This window comes from Furfurilactobacillus curtus (genome assembly GCF_054657915.1).
The window spans coordinates 196,677-214,578 of record NZ_BAAHXU010000001.1 but is presented as its reverse complement, the minus strand read 5'-3'; the positions used below and the strand labels follow the sequence as shown (position 1 = coordinate 214,578).

Sequence of the window (17,902 nt, the reverse complement as noted above, 5' to 3'; positions counted from 1 at the left end):
TCTAGTAAATCCTGAACCGTAATATCGTTCAGGAAATAAAACAACTTAGCGCGCCACAAAAAAAATCCTATCCGCACATTTTGACATGCAAGGTAGGAATGTTTAGTGAACAAAAATCGCGCATAAGTTTAATTATCTTATCGGGCTAATAGTTTGACCCACTGCTCGTGTAATTCGATGGCAGATTGTCGATCCGGACTGATAACCAAAATCGTATCATGTCCGGCCAAAGTTCCCGTGATTTTTATCTCGTCTAGCTCGTCAATTAATGCTGCCAATGCGTTTCCATCACTCGGGGTTGTCTTAATGACGTTCATAAATTCAACTTGAGTGAAGTCAACCACCACTTCACTAAACCGTTGCTGAAAATGATGGGTGTCTGGCGCGGCCATTGGTTTCATAACTCGATAGATTGCGCGCCCCATTTCAACTGGTTCCTTGACCACGTGCAATTCTTTTAAATCACGCGATAAGGTAGCTAACGTGACCGATACATCTTCGTTTGTTAATCGTGTCTGTAAGTCATCCTGATTGCCAATTTCAAATTGTTCAATCAGTTTTAAAATTATGGCTTGGCGCTCTTGTTTTCGCAATCAGCCCACCACCTTTACATTTCATCTGGTGATTGAACGCCTAACAAACGTAAGCTTTCTTTTAACACAATGCTGACACTCTTCACTAATGCAAGTCGAGCATTTAGACCTTCATCGGCCACCAAGACTTTTGTATGAGCATAGTATTTATTAAAATCGCGTGCCAAATTAATCGCATATTTGGCGATAATGGAGGGTTCGTAACTCGTCACAGCCCGCTCAATCGCAGCACTGAATTCGCTTAACGACTTGAGTGTGTCCCAAGCGGCTGGGTCACTGAGGGTGAGGTCATCCAAATCAAAATCGGTCTTGTCAGCCTTCCGTAAAATACTCTCTGCTCGTGCTCGAGCATATTGTACGTAGGGACCAGTGTCTCCTTCAAAGCGAACGACCTCTTCTAGGTTAAAATCAAAGCTGTTCATCCGTTCGTTTTTCAAATCGTGGAAAATGACCGCGCCAACCCCGACTTCGTGAGCTACTTCAGCTTTATCGGCTAAAGCGGGATTTTTCTCCTCAATTTGTGCCATTGCCAATTTGGTTGAATCACTTAATACGTCTTCCAGTAAGACAACACGACCAGATCGTGTCGAAAGTTTCTGACCATTTAGGGTAATCAGACCAAACGGAATATGATGAATTTCATCCGCCCATGCAAAACCCATCTCACTTAGGACTGCCTTTAATTGCTTGAAATGATTAATCTGTTCAGCGCCGACAACATACAAGGATTGGACAAAATTGTACTCGCGTTTACGATAGATTGCCGCCGCGAGATCCCGCGTAATATACAAAGTTGCGCCATCTGATTTTTTAATCAATGCTGGATTAAGGTCATATTTGGCCAAATCAACAACCTCAGCACCTTTGCTCTCTTGCAACAGCTGCTTATCTTCTAAAATCGAAACGACTTCATCCATCTTGTCATTGTAAAAAGCTTCCCCATTAAAGGAGTCAAAGCTAATCCCTAGCTCGTCATAAATCTTCATGAATGACTTAAGCGACTCAGAACGGAACCATTGCCATAACCGAGTAGCTTCTTCATCACCAGCTTCTAATTTACGGAACCATTCTCGCGCTTGATCATCCAGTTCTGGATGCTCTTTATCTTCTTGATGGAAGCGAACGTAATATTCAAGCAATTTATTAATCGGGTCGGCTTTAACTTCTGCTTCGCTACCCCACATTTTATAGGCTTGAATAAGTTTACCAAACTGCGTGCCCCAATCACCCAAATGATTGATCTTAATGGGGTTATAGCCCGTCTTAGCTAAAATATTGGCCAGAGCGTTTCCAATTACCGTGGATCTTAAATGCCCCATAGAAATTGGTTTTGCAATATTAGGCGATGACATGTCGATCGTTACATTTCCACCATGGCCCAGGTCCAGTTGGCCATATTCAGCTTGCTTGGTCAAGACTTCGGTTAACGTTGTTGCAGCAAATGCGCCCTTTTTCAGGAAGAAATTGACATAAGGCCCAACAGCCTTAACCTGTTCAAATTGTCGCTGATCGATTTTGTCCACCAAGTCACTGGCAATCAAATTAGGCGCTTTGTGCATCGTTTTAGCCAAGGTAAACGCTGGAAATGCGACATCCCCTAAATCAGACGTTTTCGGTTGTTCTAATTTGTCTACCACCTCATCAACACTCAACGCGCCGTCTAGCGCCGTACTGATCGCTGTTGCGATTACTACTTTATTATTCATATTGCCCATCCTTTCGGTATTCGCCAAACAAAAACGCCGCCTCTTACATTCCTGTAAGAGGCGGCGATCCGCGGTACCACTCTTTTTGACGAATTTTAATTCGCCCACTCATTAATCATTAAATTATTGGTCACTGACGCGCTTCGTTTGCTCGTAATGCCGCCTCCCATCAACGCGACTCGCTAAAAAAACGAAAATCAAACTACTCCTTCAGTACCTTTCATGGAGGATATTATAGCAACCTATCTTCATAAAGACAAGGGTTTCGCCTAGATTAGGTGGCGCTAATTTTCTTGTAAATTGGCATCCTAGACTAGTCCAGATTAAACTTTTACAGCGTCACTCATGATCGTCTAAATTTAACTTACGTCAACTTTACTGTAAGCGCATGTGTTGATGTTGAATACCATAATCATCAAAGGGCTGCCCCACTAATTTAAATCCAATTCGCTGATAAAAGGGCACTAGGTAAACTTGAGCATCTAATTCGATCTGGTTAACCTGCTGCTGCGATTTAAGCCAAGCAATACCGTCAGCCAAAAGTTGACTTGCCAACCCATGCCCACGATTTTGTTGCCGGACTAGCACTCGACCAATATGCCAAGTCTCCCCTTGTAGCCCGGGATATAGTCGACAATAAGCGCATAACTCATCTTGTTCATCTTTGATCGACACGTGGTAGGCAATTAAATCCGTTGCGTCTACCTCCGGATAAGCGCACTGCTGCTCAACGACAAAGACGTCCGTACGAGCTTGATATATCGTATGTAACTGATAAGTTGTCAGATCATCAAAAGATTGAATCATTGTCTGCATTGACTTTATCCTCACCCTCATTATTCCTGTGTAACCACTACAAAGATCTAAAGTAATAGACCAACTCGGTAATGAATGAACATCGTGATAATTCCAACGATAACGTTGCGAATGATCGCCGTGCGAACTAATCCATCACCAAGCTTAGCACTTAGATAACCCGTCAATGCGACAGACAAAGTCACCGCCACGATCGTCACTGGCCACTGAATATTGACCGGAGCAAATGTCATCGCTGCCAAAGGAAACAAGCCGCCGCTAGCTGCTGCAAACAAGGATGAAAAGGCAGCGTTCCATGGGTTCATGTAATGTCCCAAATCAAGATCATATTTAATTCTAACTAAAGTCCCCAACGCATTTTTTTGCATCAATTCGTCGGTAATTTCTTGCGCAGTAGTTGCCGACACCCCACGCCCAATATAAAATTCACGAATTACTTTAGCCGCCTGATCAGGTTGTTCTTTTAATAACGCTGCTTCCTTAGCTACGGCGGCTTTTTCCGTGTCCTTTTGCGAACTTACCGAGGCATACTCCCCTGATGCCATCGAGAATGCACAGGCTAATAAATCGGATAAACCAGCAATGAAAATGGTGAATTGGTTCGTCGTGGCCACAGCCACGGAAAATAGGACCCCAACAACAGTGAGAATCCCGTCATTAGAGCCTAATACGCCCGCCCGTAATGTATTTAAGCGTTCAGCCATTGTCATCTTTGTTCGCTTAGTTGATTTTGTTGAAACTTGCATAAACACACGCTCCCTTTATCTTTTAAAGCTTTACTTCTCTATTGAACTTTTTTATCGAGCAAACATAATCCCGATCAAATAAGTTACCATCATTGTCAATAAACCAGCAATCACATTACGAGTAGTGGCTTTCTGTCGATCAGCACTGCCTAACCGGGCGGCCGTGTATCCCGTGATCGATAACGCAATAATAACCGAGATCACCGTTGCTAAAATACGAATTCGCGCTGAAAAAAAGGTGATCGCGACCAGCGGTAAAATGGAACCGGTCGGAAAGGAAATCATCGAGGCAACGGCAGCACCAATCGCACTGGTTTTAACGGTTGGATCGAACCCATATCGTTCGCGAACGCCTGTCTCGAGTGGATTCCCCGTCATCATCTCATGCGCAGCTCGATTGGCTAAAGTCTCAGAAATGCCTTGATCCATATATTTTTCTTTGATATGTTCAATTTCGACACTGAGATGGTCATTAACTGCGACTGTTTCTCGCTGGATGGCTCGTTTTTCAGAATCCCGTTGTGTGCTGACTGATACCCATTCGCCCATCGCCATTGAAATGGTACCAGCCAGCATGCCGGCGATACCGGCCAAGAAAATCGCATGTGAATTATTTGTTGCCCCAGCAACCCCAATAACGATACCCGCAACTGATAGGATCCCATCATTGGCACCCATCACACTGGCTCGCATAATATTAATTCGTTGGGCCAATGAACCAGCGTTTTTAGTTTGCTTTTGTGCTCCAGTTTCCATAGACATGCTTCCTTTTTGTCATTAATTCGGTAAACTTAATTCAAGAGTTTACTCATCTATTAGAATCATTCTAAATTATCGTACCACTTTCCGCCTAAAGCACAAGCGCTAATTTCATTAGCACTGGGCGATCGACAATTTAAGAAAGCCTAAACAACACGGACAAGCAGACCACCTTCATGTAAACGTTTTGTATACTTGTTGTGACAATTTTGTATTATTACGAGGATTATTTATGAATCGCCATTTTTTTATTATTTTAAACCGGCATGCTGGTCGCGGACACGCTACCCAAATTTGGCAAGCAATTCAGTCTCGCTTAGCGGAATTACATATTCATTACCAAATGGTTGAAAGTAAATATCCTGGTCATGCCACACTAATCGCTGAGCAGTACGCCAAACACCAACAGTCAATGGACCATCAGTCCCGAATTGTTCTTGTGGTTGGTGGTGATGGCACGCTCAACCAAGTTTTAAATGGGCTTCAAACACACAAGGATACCATTCAGTTGCCGCTTGCCTATATCCCGGCTGGCTCTGGCAATGATTTTGCTCGAGGGGCTAAGCTATCACTTGATCCATTAACGGCACTGAACCAAGTGTTGCAAGCCACTGAGCCATACCAGTTAGATATTGGTCACTATGTGGAAACCATCAAGCAAGAGCATCGCTACTTCGTGAACAATGTTGGTATTGGCTTTGACGCTGCCGTCGTCAGTGCCGCCAATCATAGTTCTAATAAAAGTTTACTTAATCGGATTGGCTTAGGTAGCTTTGTTTATTTGTTTCAGCTTCTAAAAGTCGTCCGTCAGCAAGATGCCTTTCCCGTCACCATTCACATCAACCAGCAACGCGATATTTTTAGGAACGCATTCTTATTAACGACAAGCAACCACCCTTACTTTGGCGGAGGTGTCGCTATCCTTCCGCAAGCCCGCGTCACAGACGGCCAGTTGTCACTGATTGTAGTTGAAAAAATGTCGTTTTTAAAATTTGTTGGCCTATTTATGATGATGACCATAGGGCGTCACCTTGGTTTTAAAACAGTCCATACGTATCAAGCTCACCAATTACATTTAACTGTCTCATCGTTAGAAAATGGGCAAGTTGATGGTGAAGAAATGGGCAACCGTTTTTATGACATTTATCTATCCATCGATAGCTATCCATTCTGGTTTGTTCCCGCCGATTAGCATAAAAACTTCGGCTTAAACTTTGAATCGAGGTATTTAAAGATGCAAAATCAAAATTATCTGCATGATAGTATCTATGCAACCGCCATCGCCGACGCACTAGGTCAGGTCACGCAATTTCAAGGTAACCGTCTCAACTCATCAGATCCATTGATCCAAACCATGATGCCCGGCGATTTAGGGACAATCGCCGGCACTTGGTCCGATGATACTAGCCTGACCCTAGCGACCTTAGCGGCCTTAAGTCAGCCAATGACCTTAGCGACTGAGCAACTCGAAGACACGATGCAAAACTTTGCAGCTTGGCTAAATAACGGTAGGTTCACGACCACTGGTGTTGCTTTCGATGTCGGTGCTGGCACGCAGGACGCCTTGACACAATATCAAGTAACTGATGATCTGTTTCATTCAGGTAGCTCCCATGAACGTAATAATGGTAATGGCGCCTTAATGCGAATGCTCCCGGTTGCACTCTATGTGATTCGCCAGGGGCAAGGGCACCCCTTTGACCATCCTGAACTGGTTGACCTAGTGATCAACTTAGCGCAGTTGACTCATCGTCACCCTCGCTCAACGGTGGCTTGCTTAATTTACGTTTCATTAGCCACTCAGTTATTAGCGGACCAACCAAGAACAGTTGCGACCGTCAATCAGGCCGTCGCCAATGTGGCGCATTTTATTCACGAGAGGCCACGTCTTAACGATCAACTGCCGTTTTTCACTGATCTAACCACACCTGATTTTGCCAACCATTCAACAGAAACACTCAATACGAGTGGCTATGTCGTATCGACCTTAATCACGGCTTGTTGGCTCCTCATACAACCATTGAATTTAGCTCAATTAGTGGTGGCAGGAGTCAACTTAGGTGGAGATAGTGACACCATTACCAGTATCGCAGCCGGCTTAATGGCCTTGCAAATAGATCTCGCTAGTTTCCCTGAACAATGGTTGAGCCAGTTACAAGGACGGTCGTTAATTGACCAACTGCTGGCAAAGGCAGCAGCGTCTAACCATTTCTAAAATTGCAACTCAATTTATCAAAAGTCTCATCCTTATAAACGTGAAGCGCCCTTCTCCGTATTGTCGGAGAAGGGCGCTTCACGTTTATTTTTAACATTGACTAACCAAGAACCAGTTTAATCTTCGGCTGCATCCATTGCCTCAAGAATCGCATCCAGCTGATCACACTTACCACGAAGTAAATCAATCTGGTCCTCATACGCAACCGGTTCGGTCTTGGCCGAGTGGCCTTGAAGTTTCGCTAATTCATCAGTTGCTTCACGATACTCTTCAAGAATCTCTAACTTGTTACTCACCTTTAACACTCCATTTCATCCTATAGGTCGATGACCCAGATTATGAGGGAAGCAATAAAAGCTTCTTCAAATTCACGAGCAACTATAACACCTTTCCCGCGCCCTGTGAACACTTTTGCCCTTAAATTTCGACCAGTAATTTAAGCCGATTCTAGCAGTACAATCTAATTAAACACAATCCACTTTATGCTATATACAACATAGGAATATGTCGCATGATGTATCTGTTAAGGAACATTGTGAAATTGATGAGTAACGCCAGTAGTGAAGCCACAAGTTTGATTTGTATTCGAATTGTCATATATCTGCAACCTGCAATGGGCTAAACAACAGCGTCGGTTTGTGACAATGTGCCACTAAAACTAGGCATCATACTTTGCCCATCCAATGTATAAACAGAAACATTTTGCCCCGGTTCAATGGCTGTCACATACTGACCTCTACCGATATAAAGCGCATTTTGCGTGGTCATTCCGGGTGCTCCCCAGAATAACACATCCCCTGGTTGTGCTTGATCAACTGGTTCTTGCGTAAAATAAGCTTCCTGAGCAACCGTATTATGCGGTAACGAAACACCAATTTGAGCGTAAGCCTGCTGGACCACGCCGGAACCGTCCATTCCAGCGTTGGTGGCGCCTCCTTGTTGATATGGAATCTGTTGATCCACATAGCTAACGGCCGCGTTAACCGCTTGTGTCTTAACTGAAGTTAGGTGACTTTGTGGGTCAAGACTAATTGAACTGACTACTGTATGATCAACTGAGTTTTGGTCAGCGTCAGGAGTAGAAATTAAGTGAATTTTCGGATTACTGGCGACTAATGGCTGAACAGTTGTTGCCTGTCCTTGGCGACTAACCGCCGTCGATTGGACTGTAACTTCAGCGCTAGATGCCGCACTAGTTGGGGCGCTTGCGGCACTTGGTTGGTTTGACGTGGCAGTTGAATCGCCACTTACCATTACATTTTCACTAGTCTGGGCTGGTGCTGCGTCGACTGCAGCTGACTGAACTTCGCTTTGATTCAATGGTGCCGTGACGGCAATGATTTGACCAACATGAATGACCGAATTTTTCAGATGATTAATGTCCATCAATGTCTGCGTCGTGACCCCCAGTTGATTAGCCATTGCCCATAAAGTATCACCCGATTCCACGACATAACGCGGCAAACTAGGATCGATTGGGGTAGCCGTTGACTGCTTAAGTTTTGGGGCCATTTTTTCTTGATGCGTTGCTGGTGCCTTAGCCTGCCCGGCCTTTGAGCGAAGTTCATCCAACGCTTTAACCGACTTTAAAGAAACGTGATAATGCTTATCCTGATGAATAGGCACCGGTCGCTGTCTAACTTGCGCCGCCAACACGCTTGGTCCAGTAGCGGCAAGAATTGCTGTTACCGCACCAAATGTCGCGATCGCTCGATTTTGTCGTTTAGCCAAAATTACCCCTCCCATTGTGACATCTTTAGATATTCTTAATGCTTTACCGAAAATTATAACAAGCCAAGCAAAAAATAGAAAGCGCTGCCTTCAGCTTTTTGTTATACCCAACAAGCAATACAATTTTCTCGACAAAGTTGTATCAAATTCACTACTTAATCACTTATTGTACATTGCATTAATTGATGATAATCCTGTTTCCATTTGTGCCATCGTAAATAGATCCGATTTCTCACCTATTGCGATCAAATAGCGCCAAATTGCGCTGTCGATCAAAATACTGGTCATGATAAATAAAAAAATAATGGCCTCACAAATTTTTAACAAGATGCTGTATACAATAACTTGAAGAATGCAGCTTTATTGTATTTTATTACAGATTGACCATCCGCCTTTGTTGACAGCAAGTAGTTTTACGGGCTTCATTGACAATTTGTGTATAACAATTTGCCTTTGTGTCTACACAAAAAGCGGCAACTTAACCGTCATTTAAACAGAAAGTTGTCGCTTTTTAGTGTTTTTAAACCAGGAAATTAACTATGCGTTCTGCCCGCCGTCCATGACAAATTCTGCCCCAGTCGCATACACAGATTCATCCGATGCTAGAAAAATTGCCATATTGGCAATATCTTCTGGTTGACCCATATGTCCTACTGGAATTGTTTGGACCACGGCCTCACGCATCGCTTCTGGGATAATAGCGGTGTCGACCCAACCTGGATGAACTGAATTAATTCGAATTTGTAAGCCTTCTTGAGCCACAGACAATGCAGCAGCTTTGGTCAACAGTCGCGACCCACCTTTACTTGCCGAATACGGCGCCGCCATCGGTAAGCCACGCAAGCCAGCCACAGAAGACACATTGATGATAGATCCTTTGCCACCATTCTTTTTCATGGCGTTAATACCGGCTTTGACCCCTAGGAAGTTTCCAGTTAAATTAACGTCAATCACTTTTTGCCAGTCGGCTAAACTCAAACTCTCCACTGGTCCATTTGTTCCACCAATACCGGCGTTATTGACTAGAACATCTAGCGGTCCAAATGCCGCTTCAGTTTCAGCAATTACTTTATCCCAATCTGTTTCAGATGCGACATTTTGCTGAACAAATAAACCCGCATCACCCAAACTTTCAGCAACAGCCTGTCCACCGGTCACGTTGTGATCTGCAGTTACAACGACTTTGGCGCCTTCACGGACGAATCCTTCCGCGATCGCACGACCAATTCCAGCAGCTGCTCCTGTTACAATGGCAACTTTACCGTCCAAACGATTTGACATAGTGATTCAGCCTCCCTTTCTAGTTGCCCCTAGTGTACCCTTTTTGTGATGAAACCGCATTCAAAACGGTTATTTATAACCACATACGCAGGCAAAAGTACCAGATCGGCAATATGACTTCCATTAACGGATCGGCGTGATAATCTAAAATCACAAAAGGGAGGCGAGGTCTTTTGGAAATCAACTTTGCACTGCGGAATCAATCATTAATTTCGGTCACCATCTTTGCTCAGCAAAAAACACCCTTGGTTGGCCGCTTAATCACGTATCTCGAAAATTTCAACGATGATGACGATCGGCTGCTAATTCGTCAACACGGTCAGCAAATCCTGGTGGAACCTAGAACGATTGTTGCCATCGAAATCGCTCATAAGGAACTCACGATCGCGACGAGGACGCAAACTTATCATACATTTGGTTCGTTAACGTCAATCCTAAATGCATTACCGGATGGGCTTCTCTTTATGGTCTCCCAGTCCGTGGCGATTAATCTACGGTACCTTAATCGACTCGATGCTTCATTTTCTGGGACGATGATGGCACAGCTAGATCATCACTTGTCCATTGCCATTTTCCGTCGATATGTGCCTTCACTTCGCAAGGCCGTTTACAACCGTTCGCGATCTTTAACAGGAGGTGTTTCCCATGATTAATTTGCGGCAACAGCTACTGACTAGTTTTTTGATCTCTTTTTTTTATTGGAAATTCGTTACTGGCCGTTAATTTGTTAATCAATGATCCGCATCATCTCGGCCATCTTGTACTTCAAATTTGGGGCTTATGTCTGTTGTTAGGTCTTGTTAACTTGCTCAATTCACTCAAGTTAGTCCCAATTTTAAAATATGGCCTAATAATTGGCTTGTCCAGTCTTGTCTACTTAACTTGTGCCACCTTCTATCAGTGGTTTCCTTTATCCAGTCTCAGTATCTGCCTTACTTTTGGCGGTTTTGCACTTTGGTACTTGGTTTCTTGGATTGGGTATTGGTTATATTTGCGTTTTGTTGTTCGCCAAATTAATGTTAGTTTACGCGGTTAAATGGTCGCTTATTTCGCCACTTTAGGTTTTAGATTTAAGTTTAGGCTGTCAAAATTTGTCATTGAGATCCACTTAAAAACTAAAAAAACAGGGCCTCAGTCGAGCAGTAACTTCGTTTAAAAAAGTCACTGCTCAACGGAGGCCCTGCGCGTCCATTTCGACTAATGCGCCTGTAAACTCACTCGTTCAACCGATCTAAAACAAGTCTTCCAACAAGCCAAAATAAATTGTCAAGATGAGTAAGTCCGCCGAACCACCAAGGCTTAACCCTCGCTCAAGGAAGACTTGATTCAAGTCATGTAAAAAAGCTTGTCCCGCGGTTGTTTTGCTGCCGCCACGAGCAAAGTATTGCCGGCTCTGTTCCTTCATCCACTGAGTAATCGCTGGTGTTCCTGCACGTTTGATTAAATTTGAATCACTTGTTTCGCCAGCGATTTTAATTAACGTGTCCAGTAGCCGATCCATCGTTGTTCCAGTTGTTTGTCGCAAAAACGGCAGCGCCAATTCACGAACAGTTGGAAACCCTGCAGTCGCTTCGCCACGAATACCAGTTTTGCCATATTTTAAGAATTGACGTTCACCGGCTGTCAACGACTCCGGATCGCGGTGGGATAAGTTAGTGAAATCACTTTTCAATACGCCAGTTAACATTTGCTTGGCTATATCAAAAATCTGATTTGATCGAAGATTGCTATCTACATCAATTGTTGCCCCAGCGGCCGTCACAATGATTCCTAATGAAAAAATCGCACCTTTATGTGTATTAACCCCGTGCGTTGCAGTAAACATGCTCGTCTCAGCTTTTTTTCCAATGGCTCGTAGCTGTCCAAATAAGGTGGGCCCGGCTTGTAAACCAGCCTGACTACCCAATCGAGCCGCTTGATTGAAATACGATTGAAGGCTCATAGCACTCGTAATAAACGTGAACACATCCATGTCTGGATGTGGTCCCTGATTAACGGGATCGACTAATCCGGGTTTAGGATTGACCGTTACTTCCATCATGAGCGCCTGTACGGCCAACTGACCTAATCTTTCAATTTGCTGTTGTCGCTCATTTAGTTCAGCAGTCATAAAGTTTTCCCGAATGTTTTGTGATAGACATTATTAATGTAGCCCTGTAATTCCTCAATACTGTGTCGTCGAGATCGAGCGCAAGCTTTTGCTGATCGTCCACAGATAAAACACTGACGCACCGGCAAATTCAGTTGTGTCCGCGACAATGCCTGCAAACGTTGACCATCGTTGACCAATACATCTACATCAAATAACCGTCCCAAAGGTGTCTCATCTTCGAATCGCACCGCAAATTGCTTCAACCTTTGTGCTGATCCATCAATGACCATTAAACTTTCACACCCAGTTTCTTTGTTCCATTGTTGCACTTCAGTCACCACGAACTGTTCCTGATTAAGCCTTACTTGCCAAATGTTTTTCCCCTTTTCAAAAATTTGGGTAAGCGCATCATTGTTTTTGATTGGCCCAGGAATATTCAGTTTGAGCGTCACAATCGTCTGGTCTGAATATCGCTTTGCCAATTGCCGTTGGCTTTGAACGCGCTGATCTTTGTTGGCCAGCACATCAGCAATCGATTGGGAGATACCAGTTGCAAAAATGGATTGGGTCATTGTTCCTCCGCCTCAACTTTCATCATAATTAGCTATTATACGCAACAATGATGTCCTCGCGTTTCTTTGAATCACTTGCTAATAGCAAACAGCCGCAATTATAGAAAAGGTGGCTGAAAAACTCACAAGTTTAACTTAAGCTTACGCGTTAGCCTTTGCAAAATCCACCACCGCTTCAGCGACCGTTTTTACCACGCCTTCATCAAATACGCCGGGTACGATATGCTCTGATTTTGGCTCCTGAACCATATTAGCTAACGCATTGGCAACGTTGGTCTCTAGTTCTAGACTCACCTTTTTTAGCCCACTACTTAAAAGACCTTTATATAAGCCCGGAAAGACCAAGATGTTATTGACTTGATTAGGATATTGACTAGAACCAGTCGCAATTACTGCCGCGCCTGCCTTTTGAGCAACGTCAGGGTCAATTTCTGGTATGGGATTAGCCAAGCCGAAAATAATTGGCTGATCTGCCATCGTTTGGACCGCTTCTGCACTGAGGACATTGGCATCTGATAAGCCGATGAAAACATCTTGGCCAATAATCGCCTGCGACAAGGTGGAACCGTTCACATGAGACCCTAATTGAGCAGCTAATTGACGTTGATAGGCATTAGCTCGCTGATCATCCGGCGTAATAACCCCATTGATGTCGACTAAGGTGATCTGTTTAATTCCCGCAGCGGCTAACAAACGAGCAGTTGCAATCCCAGATGCGCCAGCACCATTAATTAAAACTCGTAAGTTATGGAAGTCCTTGCCAACCACCCGGGCTGCATTCAACAAGCCAGCCATAACCACCACTGCAGTACCCTCTTGGTCATCATGATAGACAGGAATATCTAATTCCTGACTTAAACGCGCTTCAATTTCGAAACAGCGCGGCGCGGCGATATCTTCAAGGTGAATTCCAGCAAAACTACCAGCAATGTTCTTAACTGTCGCCACGAATTCATCCGTTGATACCTGCGCAACCGACAATGGTAAAGCGTTCACACCAGCTAAATCTTTATATAGTAACGATTTACCTTCAATCACGGGTAAAGAGCCGGCCGGACCAATATTGCCTAAGCCTAAGACCGCCGAGCCGTCTGAAACAACAGCGACTAATTTACCGCTGAGCGTATAACGATCACGTAAACTCGGATCCTTTGCAAGCAGTTTGGAAATGGCTGCCACCCCGGGCGTGTACGCTTTTCCTAAATCACTGCGATTATTGACAGCCATTTCTGACTCGATTCCTAACACACCATTATGACGCGCGTGTAACTTCAAAACTTCATCTAACTGATCTGCCATCTATAAGCCTCCGATTTAATTTTACAGTGTAACTATACCGTTATTTTTAAATAATGCAAATTAAGTCACCTGTTTTTGCATTTTTAAAAATATCTATTTACGCTTTTTTATCGTGATTAATCCAGCCACAGACGTTCAAATTAATTGCGTAATCGCTTTCAACTCGCTAAACTAGAGCTAATTAACTTTGGTAAAAACACTGGGAGGATCAAATCATTATGGATAAATCTCAACGTCCACGAACAACCTATCACACAACGCTCATCAATGAAGATGGTCTGATCGGCCATGCTTATGCCGTGGGCGCGGATGAAATTGACGTGAAAATTAATACCACTAGTAACGACCATTTAGGAACTAATCCGGAACAGTTACTCGGCCTTGCACTAACAACATGTTTTAATGCGACACTTGAAGCAATTGAAAAACGTGATGGTTATGAACATCGCACTAAAGTAAAAGCAGATGTTGATCAAGCACACGACACCCATGGGTTTCAATTTTTCGTCGATGTCACCGTCTATATTCCTACCGATGAGGTTGATCGACAGACCGCTCAAGCCTGGTTTGAATTGGCTGAATCACGCTGTCCTGTTTCAAAATTAGTCTCCGGTAGCAATAATGTGACCTTTACATTGGTTGACCATTGGGAAGATTAGCTTTCCTGCATTATTAAACATGCTGAATAAACCTAGGTGATTGCCAACAAAGTTATTCGGGCAATCACCTAGGTTTATTTTGTCGCTTCTTCAAAGATGTTAAACACGTTTTAAAAATGACAGGATTGCTTCAGTAGTCGCCTGACTTTGTTCGGCCATCACAATGTGGCCGGCCTGTTGAATCATTCTAGCCTCACCCTTAACTGCCATTGCTGCAGTTACAGGCGCAAAATCCGGGTTAAAGTATGGTGACTGAGCACCGGCCAATATCAGCAATGGTTTGCTCAGCTGAGCAACAACATCCCGCCAGTCTGCCGCAGCATGATCAAACAAAAATGGTTCATTTAGTTTTGCATCAAAGGGCGCCCTTTGAGCAGCCTCCTGCACTAATGCAAATGTTTCGTCATCAATATGTTTGAAGGTTGATGGCCCTAAAGGCATCCGGAAATAATCCGGATAATCGGTCCATGTTGCCTGCTTGAAACCATATGGCCAATCTGGTGTGTTAATCATCTTGGGACTCTGATCAATATCAATCACGGCAGCAACATTTGCATCGCCAAATAAGGATAAATAGGCAAAGATTGTGGCGGCGCCCATTGAATTGCCTAGTAAAACAACTTGCTTAAGCTCTAATTGCTGGATCACTTCCGCTAGGTCCATCCCATGCCGACTAATCCGGCGGCCTTTAACAGTATGCTGTGATTGTCCCTGATTACGCGCATCGACATTGACAACCCGATACCCAGCGGCCAATAACGCAGGAATCTGTGCATGCCAAATTTCCTTAGCGCCACCAAAGCCAGTCAAAATCACAATCGGTTGACCGGTTCCTTGATCAGTGTAGGCTAATTTAACACCATCATTCATCGTTAAAAACATGAGACCCTCCTTAAGCATCTTTCCAGTTTAACACTTTTGTCATTTTTCAATCAGCTTTCATCCAACGCTCACTAAAAAAGCGTGATCACTTAATAAGTGATCACGCTGGAATTAACGAATTCTAACTTAGGCAGGTTGACTTTCAACGGAGTCAATAAATTGTTCAACCTCTTGTCGTGTTTTCCGATCGGCATTAGCAAAACGACCAATTTCTTGACCATTTTCAAAAGCAACAAAACTCGGAATTCCCATGACACCAAGTTCCTGTGCAAAGTCAAGGTTGGCATCACGGTCAACGTGAACCCATTGATATTGACGGTACTTTGATTCAATATCGGGCATCACTGGCTTAATAAAGGCACAGTCAGGGCACCAAGTTGCAGAAAAGTAAAGCATCACTTTACCATCACGCTTAATTACATCATCTAACTCTGCGTTACTCATGTTTTCCATTGGTGTCATCAATGCACCCTCCTTTGATTTACTTACTATTTTATAGCGACGGTAGTAAATGTCAAGCGCAAAGTTTATCTTCTTAAACAATCTTCCTAGTCAAGCGCGTTAACAAATATACGAAAAAAGTATTGCAATCGGTTACATGACATGCTAATTTTAATAGCGTTTTCAAAAACAAATGCTGGTTAGTGAGCTAAGTAAAACGTTTTACAAATTAGTCTAATTTATAACCCTCTGACAAATCGAAAGGAAGTCCTTATTTTGAAAAAAACAACCGTCATTAATTCAGAATTATCAACCGTAATTGCTGGAATGGGCCACATGGATTGGCTAAGCATTGGTGACGCTGGAATGCCTGTACCACTGGGAACAAAAAAGATCGATTTAGCGGTGACAAAAGATCTGCCACGATTCATCGATGTGTTAGAGAATGTTCTCAGCGAATTAGCCGTGCAAAAGATTTATTTAGCCGAAGAAATAAAAACAGTTAATCCTAAGCAACTGACGGCAATTAAAGCATTATTACCCGATATTGAGATTGTATTTTTACCACACGTAGAACTCAAACGCGACTTAGCGCAAACGCACGCCTTTGTTCGAACAGGTGAAATGTCGGCCTACTCGAATATTATCTTAGAATCTGGAGTTACCTTTTAGGCCTGGTTTCCCCGTAAAACCTTTTACTCAAATTTTAAAATCAATTAAGGAGCATTACCATGCAGGCAACTCAAGTAAAAAACAAAAAAAACCATGGTTGGGAACAACTTTCCGATGGTTATCTAAGCAAAACACCAATTTTTCAATACTTAATGGTCTCCCTAATTTTCCCACTTTGGGGTGCAGCCGCTAGCCTAAACGATATCTTAATTACCCAATTCAAGACTGTTTTCATGCTTAATGACGCAGCCACTGCCTTTGTTCAAAGTGCTTTTTATGGCGGTTATTTTTTGATCGCCATACCAGCTTCGTTGGTCATCAAAAAAGCTAGCTATAAATTTGCAATTATGACCGGACTTATCTTTTATATTATTGGCTGTTCACTCTTTTTCCCTGCTTCGCGTGTGGCAACTTATAGCATGTTTTTGGTCGCTATTTTTGCGATTGCAATCGGCCTTAGCTTTTTAGAAACGGCCAGTGACACCTATAGTTCAATGTTAGGACCGAAAAAGTTCTCTACCCTGCGCCTCAACATCTCACAAACTTTGGTGCCACTCGGTGATATTACGGGCATTTTGCTTGGCAAGTTTCTAATCTTTGGGGCCGTTGGTAATCTAAGTGCAAAAATGGCTCATATGCACGGTGCTGCACGAATCGCATACGGCGAACAAATGCTGCAACTAACGCTGCGCCCATATAAATACATTCTGATCGTGCTTTTAGTCATGTTAATTGCTTTCGCTCTGGTTCCAATGCCACAAGCAAAAGCCACTCAAGTTAACGCTGATAACACCATGGTTGAAGAGAAACAACCAACCCTTAGTGAAACCTTGCGCTATCTTTGGCATAATAGCGGCTTTAAAAAAGGGGTCTTCACCCAATTTATTTATGCTGGTCTGCAGACCACGGTTTGGTCTTTCACGATTCGGTTAGCGTTGAACATTAACCCCAAGATCACTGATAGCGCGGCCTCAACCTTCATGATTTACTCGTATATTGCTTGGTTCATGGGAAAACTAATCGCCAACTACTTTATGAGTAAGTATTCAATTACCGGAACCTTAGTCACCTATTCGTTGCTCGGGGTTTTATCCTTAATTGTTACTTTCACGGTTCCAAATATGATTGCAGTCTACGCTGCCATCATGACCAGCTTTTTCTTTGGTCCTGAATGGCCGACAATCTATACCCACACGTTAGATCAAGTTCACGAAAAGCAACATACAGAAACAGCCGGTGCCGTAATCGTAATGGCGCTGATCGGTGGCGCAATTGTTCCAGCTATTCAAGGTATCGTTTCTGATCTGTCGGGATCCATGCAATTTTCATTTGTCGTGCCAGCACTATGTTATTTATACATTACTTTATATTTCTATTTTGAATATCGTTACGAAAAGGCGCATCCACAAACAGTGCAGGAACACTGATGAACAAAACT

General features: G+C 43.4%; 20 protein-coding genes. 7 read left to right on the top strand and 13 right to left on the bottom strand.

What is annotated here, in order from left to right; genetic code table 11:
• Nucleotides 1–137: 137 nt before the first annotated feature.
• From ACYQ0Y_RS01240 to ACYQ0Y_RS01220, 5 genes are all read right to left on the bottom strand, one after another.
• Nucleotides 138–593 (bottom strand): arginine repressor, encoded by a 456-nt coding sequence (locus ACYQ0Y_RS01240; protein WP_407882216.1) that lies wholly within the window; start codon nucleotides 591–593, stop codon nucleotides 138–140.
• A gap of 14 nt (nucleotides 594–607) precedes the next feature.
• Entirely contained in the window at nucleotides 608–2,299 is a 1,692-nt protein-coding gene (gene argS, locus ACYQ0Y_RS01235) for an arginine--tRNA ligase (RefSeq protein ID WP_407882215.1), read from the bottom strand.
• 375 nt (nucleotides 2,300–2,674) lie between these two features.
• Nucleotides 2,675–3,115, bottom strand: a complete 441-nt coding sequence (locus tag ACYQ0Y_RS01230) for a GNAT family N-acetyltransferase (protein ID WP_407882214.1) — start codon at nucleotides 3,113–3,115, stop codon at nucleotides 2,675–2,677.
• Nucleotides 3,116–3,162: 47 nt separating this feature from the next.
• On the bottom strand, nucleotides 3,163–3,861 hold the full coding sequence (locus ACYQ0Y_RS01225; RefSeq protein WP_407882213.1) for a VIT1/CCC1 transporter family protein: 699 nt from the start codon (nucleotides 3,859–3,861) through the stop codon (nucleotides 3,163–3,165).
• A 51-nt stretch (nucleotides 3,862–3,912) separates the two neighbouring features.
• Nucleotides 3,913–4,617 (bottom strand): VIT1/CCC1 transporter family protein, encoded by a 705-nt coding sequence (locus ACYQ0Y_RS01220; protein ID WP_407882212.1) that lies wholly within the window; start codon nucleotides 4,615–4,617, stop codon nucleotides 3,913–3,915.
• A 235-nt stretch (nucleotides 4,618–4,852) separates the two neighbouring features.
• Here ACYQ0Y_RS01220 and ACYQ0Y_RS01215 point away from each other — a divergent pair, with 235 nt between their 5' ends.
• The gene (locus ACYQ0Y_RS01215; protein WP_407882211.1) at nucleotides 4,853–5,812 is read left to right on the top strand and encodes a diacylglycerol/lipid kinase family protein; all 960 of its coding nucleotides are present in this window, start codon (nucleotides 4,853–4,855) and stop codon (nucleotides 5,810–5,812) included.
• Between the two features lie 42 nt (nucleotides 5,813–5,854).
• Nucleotides 5,855–6,835 carry an ADP-ribosylglycohydrolase family protein gene (locus tag ACYQ0Y_RS01210; protein ID WP_407882210.1) on the top strand — a complete coding sequence of 327 codons (981 nt, stop codon included), beginning with the start codon at nucleotides 5,855–5,857 and terminating at the stop codon, nucleotides 6,833–6,835.
• 116 nt (nucleotides 6,836–6,951) lie between these two features.
• Here ACYQ0Y_RS01210 and ACYQ0Y_RS01205 read toward each other — a convergent pair whose 3' ends face one another.
• The 3 genes from ACYQ0Y_RS01205 to ACYQ0Y_RS01195 all read right to left on the bottom strand — a co-directional run bounded on the left by ACYQ0Y_RS01205 (nucleotide 6,952) and on the right by ACYQ0Y_RS01195 (nucleotide 9,847).
• Complete coding sequence (locus ACYQ0Y_RS01205) at nucleotides 6,952–7,131, bottom strand: hypothetical protein (protein ID WP_407882209.1); 180 nt, start codon at nucleotides 7,129–7,131, stop codon at nucleotides 6,952–6,954.
• Between the two features lie 322 nt (nucleotides 7,132–7,453).
• Entirely contained in the window at nucleotides 7,454–8,566 is a 1,113-nt protein-coding gene (locus ACYQ0Y_RS01200; protein ID WP_407882208.1) for an NlpC/P60 family protein, read from the bottom strand.
• Between the two features lie 537 nt (nucleotides 8,567–9,103).
• Nucleotides 9,104–9,847 (bottom strand): glucose 1-dehydrogenase, encoded by a 744-nt coding sequence (locus tag ACYQ0Y_RS01195; RefSeq protein ID WP_407882207.1) that lies wholly within the window; start codon nucleotides 9,845–9,847, stop codon nucleotides 9,104–9,106.
• 173 nt (nucleotides 9,848–10,020) lie between these two features.
• Between ACYQ0Y_RS01195 and ACYQ0Y_RS01190 the strand changes: the two genes are divergently transcribed.
• Both ACYQ0Y_RS01190 and ACYQ0Y_RS01185 read left to right on the top strand, forming a co-directional pair.
• On the top strand, nucleotides 10,021–10,500 hold the full coding sequence (locus ACYQ0Y_RS01190) for a LytTR family DNA-binding domain-containing protein (protein ID WP_407882206.1): 480 nt from the start codon (nucleotides 10,021–10,023) through the stop codon (nucleotides 10,498–10,500).
• A 71-nt stretch (nucleotides 10,501–10,571) separates the two neighbouring features.
• A complete protein-coding gene (locus ACYQ0Y_RS01185) occupies nucleotides 10,572–10,883 on the top strand; it encodes a DUF3021 family protein (protein ID WP_407882205.1) in 312 nt (103 codons plus the stop codon).
• A gap of 195 nt (nucleotides 10,884–11,078) precedes the next feature.
• On the opposite strand, the gene citG is transcribed toward ACYQ0Y_RS01185, so the two are convergent.
• From citG to ACYQ0Y_RS01170, 3 genes are all read right to left on the bottom strand, one after another.
• Nucleotides 11,079–11,957: a triphosphoribosyl-dephospho-CoA synthase CitG gene (gene citG / locus ACYQ0Y_RS01180; protein ID WP_407882204.1), complete on the bottom strand. Its 879-nt coding sequence runs from the start codon at nucleotides 11,955–11,957 to the stop codon at nucleotides 11,079–11,081.
• Nucleotides 11,954–12,511, bottom strand: a complete 558-nt coding sequence (citX, locus tag ACYQ0Y_RS01175) for a citrate lyase holo-[acyl-carrier protein] synthase (RefSeq protein ID WP_407882203.1) — start codon at nucleotides 12,509–12,511, stop codon at nucleotides 11,954–11,956. The genes citG and citX overlap by 4 nt, the downstream gene beginning before the upstream one ends.
• Before the next feature lie 141 nt (nucleotides 12,512–12,652).
• On the bottom strand, nucleotides 12,653–13,810 hold the full coding sequence (locus ACYQ0Y_RS01170) for an NAD(P)-dependent malic enzyme (protein ID WP_407882202.1): 1,158 nt from the start codon (nucleotides 13,808–13,810) through the stop codon (nucleotides 12,653–12,655).
• Between the two features lie 218 nt (nucleotides 13,811–14,028).
• On the opposite strand from ACYQ0Y_RS01170, the gene ACYQ0Y_RS01165 reads away from it, so the two are divergent.
• Nucleotides 14,029–14,469: an OsmC family protein gene (locus tag ACYQ0Y_RS01165; RefSeq protein ID WP_407882201.1), complete on the top strand. Its 441-nt coding sequence runs from the start codon at nucleotides 14,029–14,031 to the stop codon at nucleotides 14,467–14,469.
• Nucleotides 14,470–14,568: 99 nt separating this feature from the next.
• On the opposite strand, the gene ACYQ0Y_RS01160 is transcribed toward ACYQ0Y_RS01165, so the two are convergent.
• Together ACYQ0Y_RS01160 and ACYQ0Y_RS01155 are read right to left on the bottom strand one after the other, a co-directional pair.
• A complete protein-coding gene (locus ACYQ0Y_RS01160) occupies nucleotides 14,569–15,351 on the bottom strand; it encodes an alpha/beta fold hydrolase (RefSeq protein WP_407882200.1) in 783 nt (260 codons plus the stop codon).
• 126 nt (nucleotides 15,352–15,477) lie between these two features.
• Nucleotides 15,478–15,813: a thioredoxin family protein gene (locus tag ACYQ0Y_RS01155; RefSeq protein ID WP_407882199.1), complete on the bottom strand. Its 336-nt coding sequence runs from the start codon at nucleotides 15,811–15,813 to the stop codon at nucleotides 15,478–15,480.
• A gap of 255 nt (nucleotides 15,814–16,068) precedes the next feature.
• Here ACYQ0Y_RS01155 and rbsD point away from each other — a divergent pair, with 255 nt between their 5' ends.
• Nucleotides 16,069–16,464, top strand: coding sequence for a D-ribose pyranase (rbsD, locus tag ACYQ0Y_RS01150; protein WP_407882198.1), 396 nt, complete (start codon nucleotides 16,069–16,071; stop codon nucleotides 16,462–16,464).
• Nucleotides 16,465–16,523: 59 nt separating this feature from the next.
• On the top strand, nucleotides 16,524–17,891 hold the full coding sequence (fucP, locus tag ACYQ0Y_RS01145) for an L-fucose:H+ symporter permease (protein WP_407882197.1): 1,368 nt from the start codon (nucleotides 16,524–16,526) through the stop codon (nucleotides 17,889–17,891).
• Nucleotides 17,892–17,902: the final 11 nt, after the last annotated feature.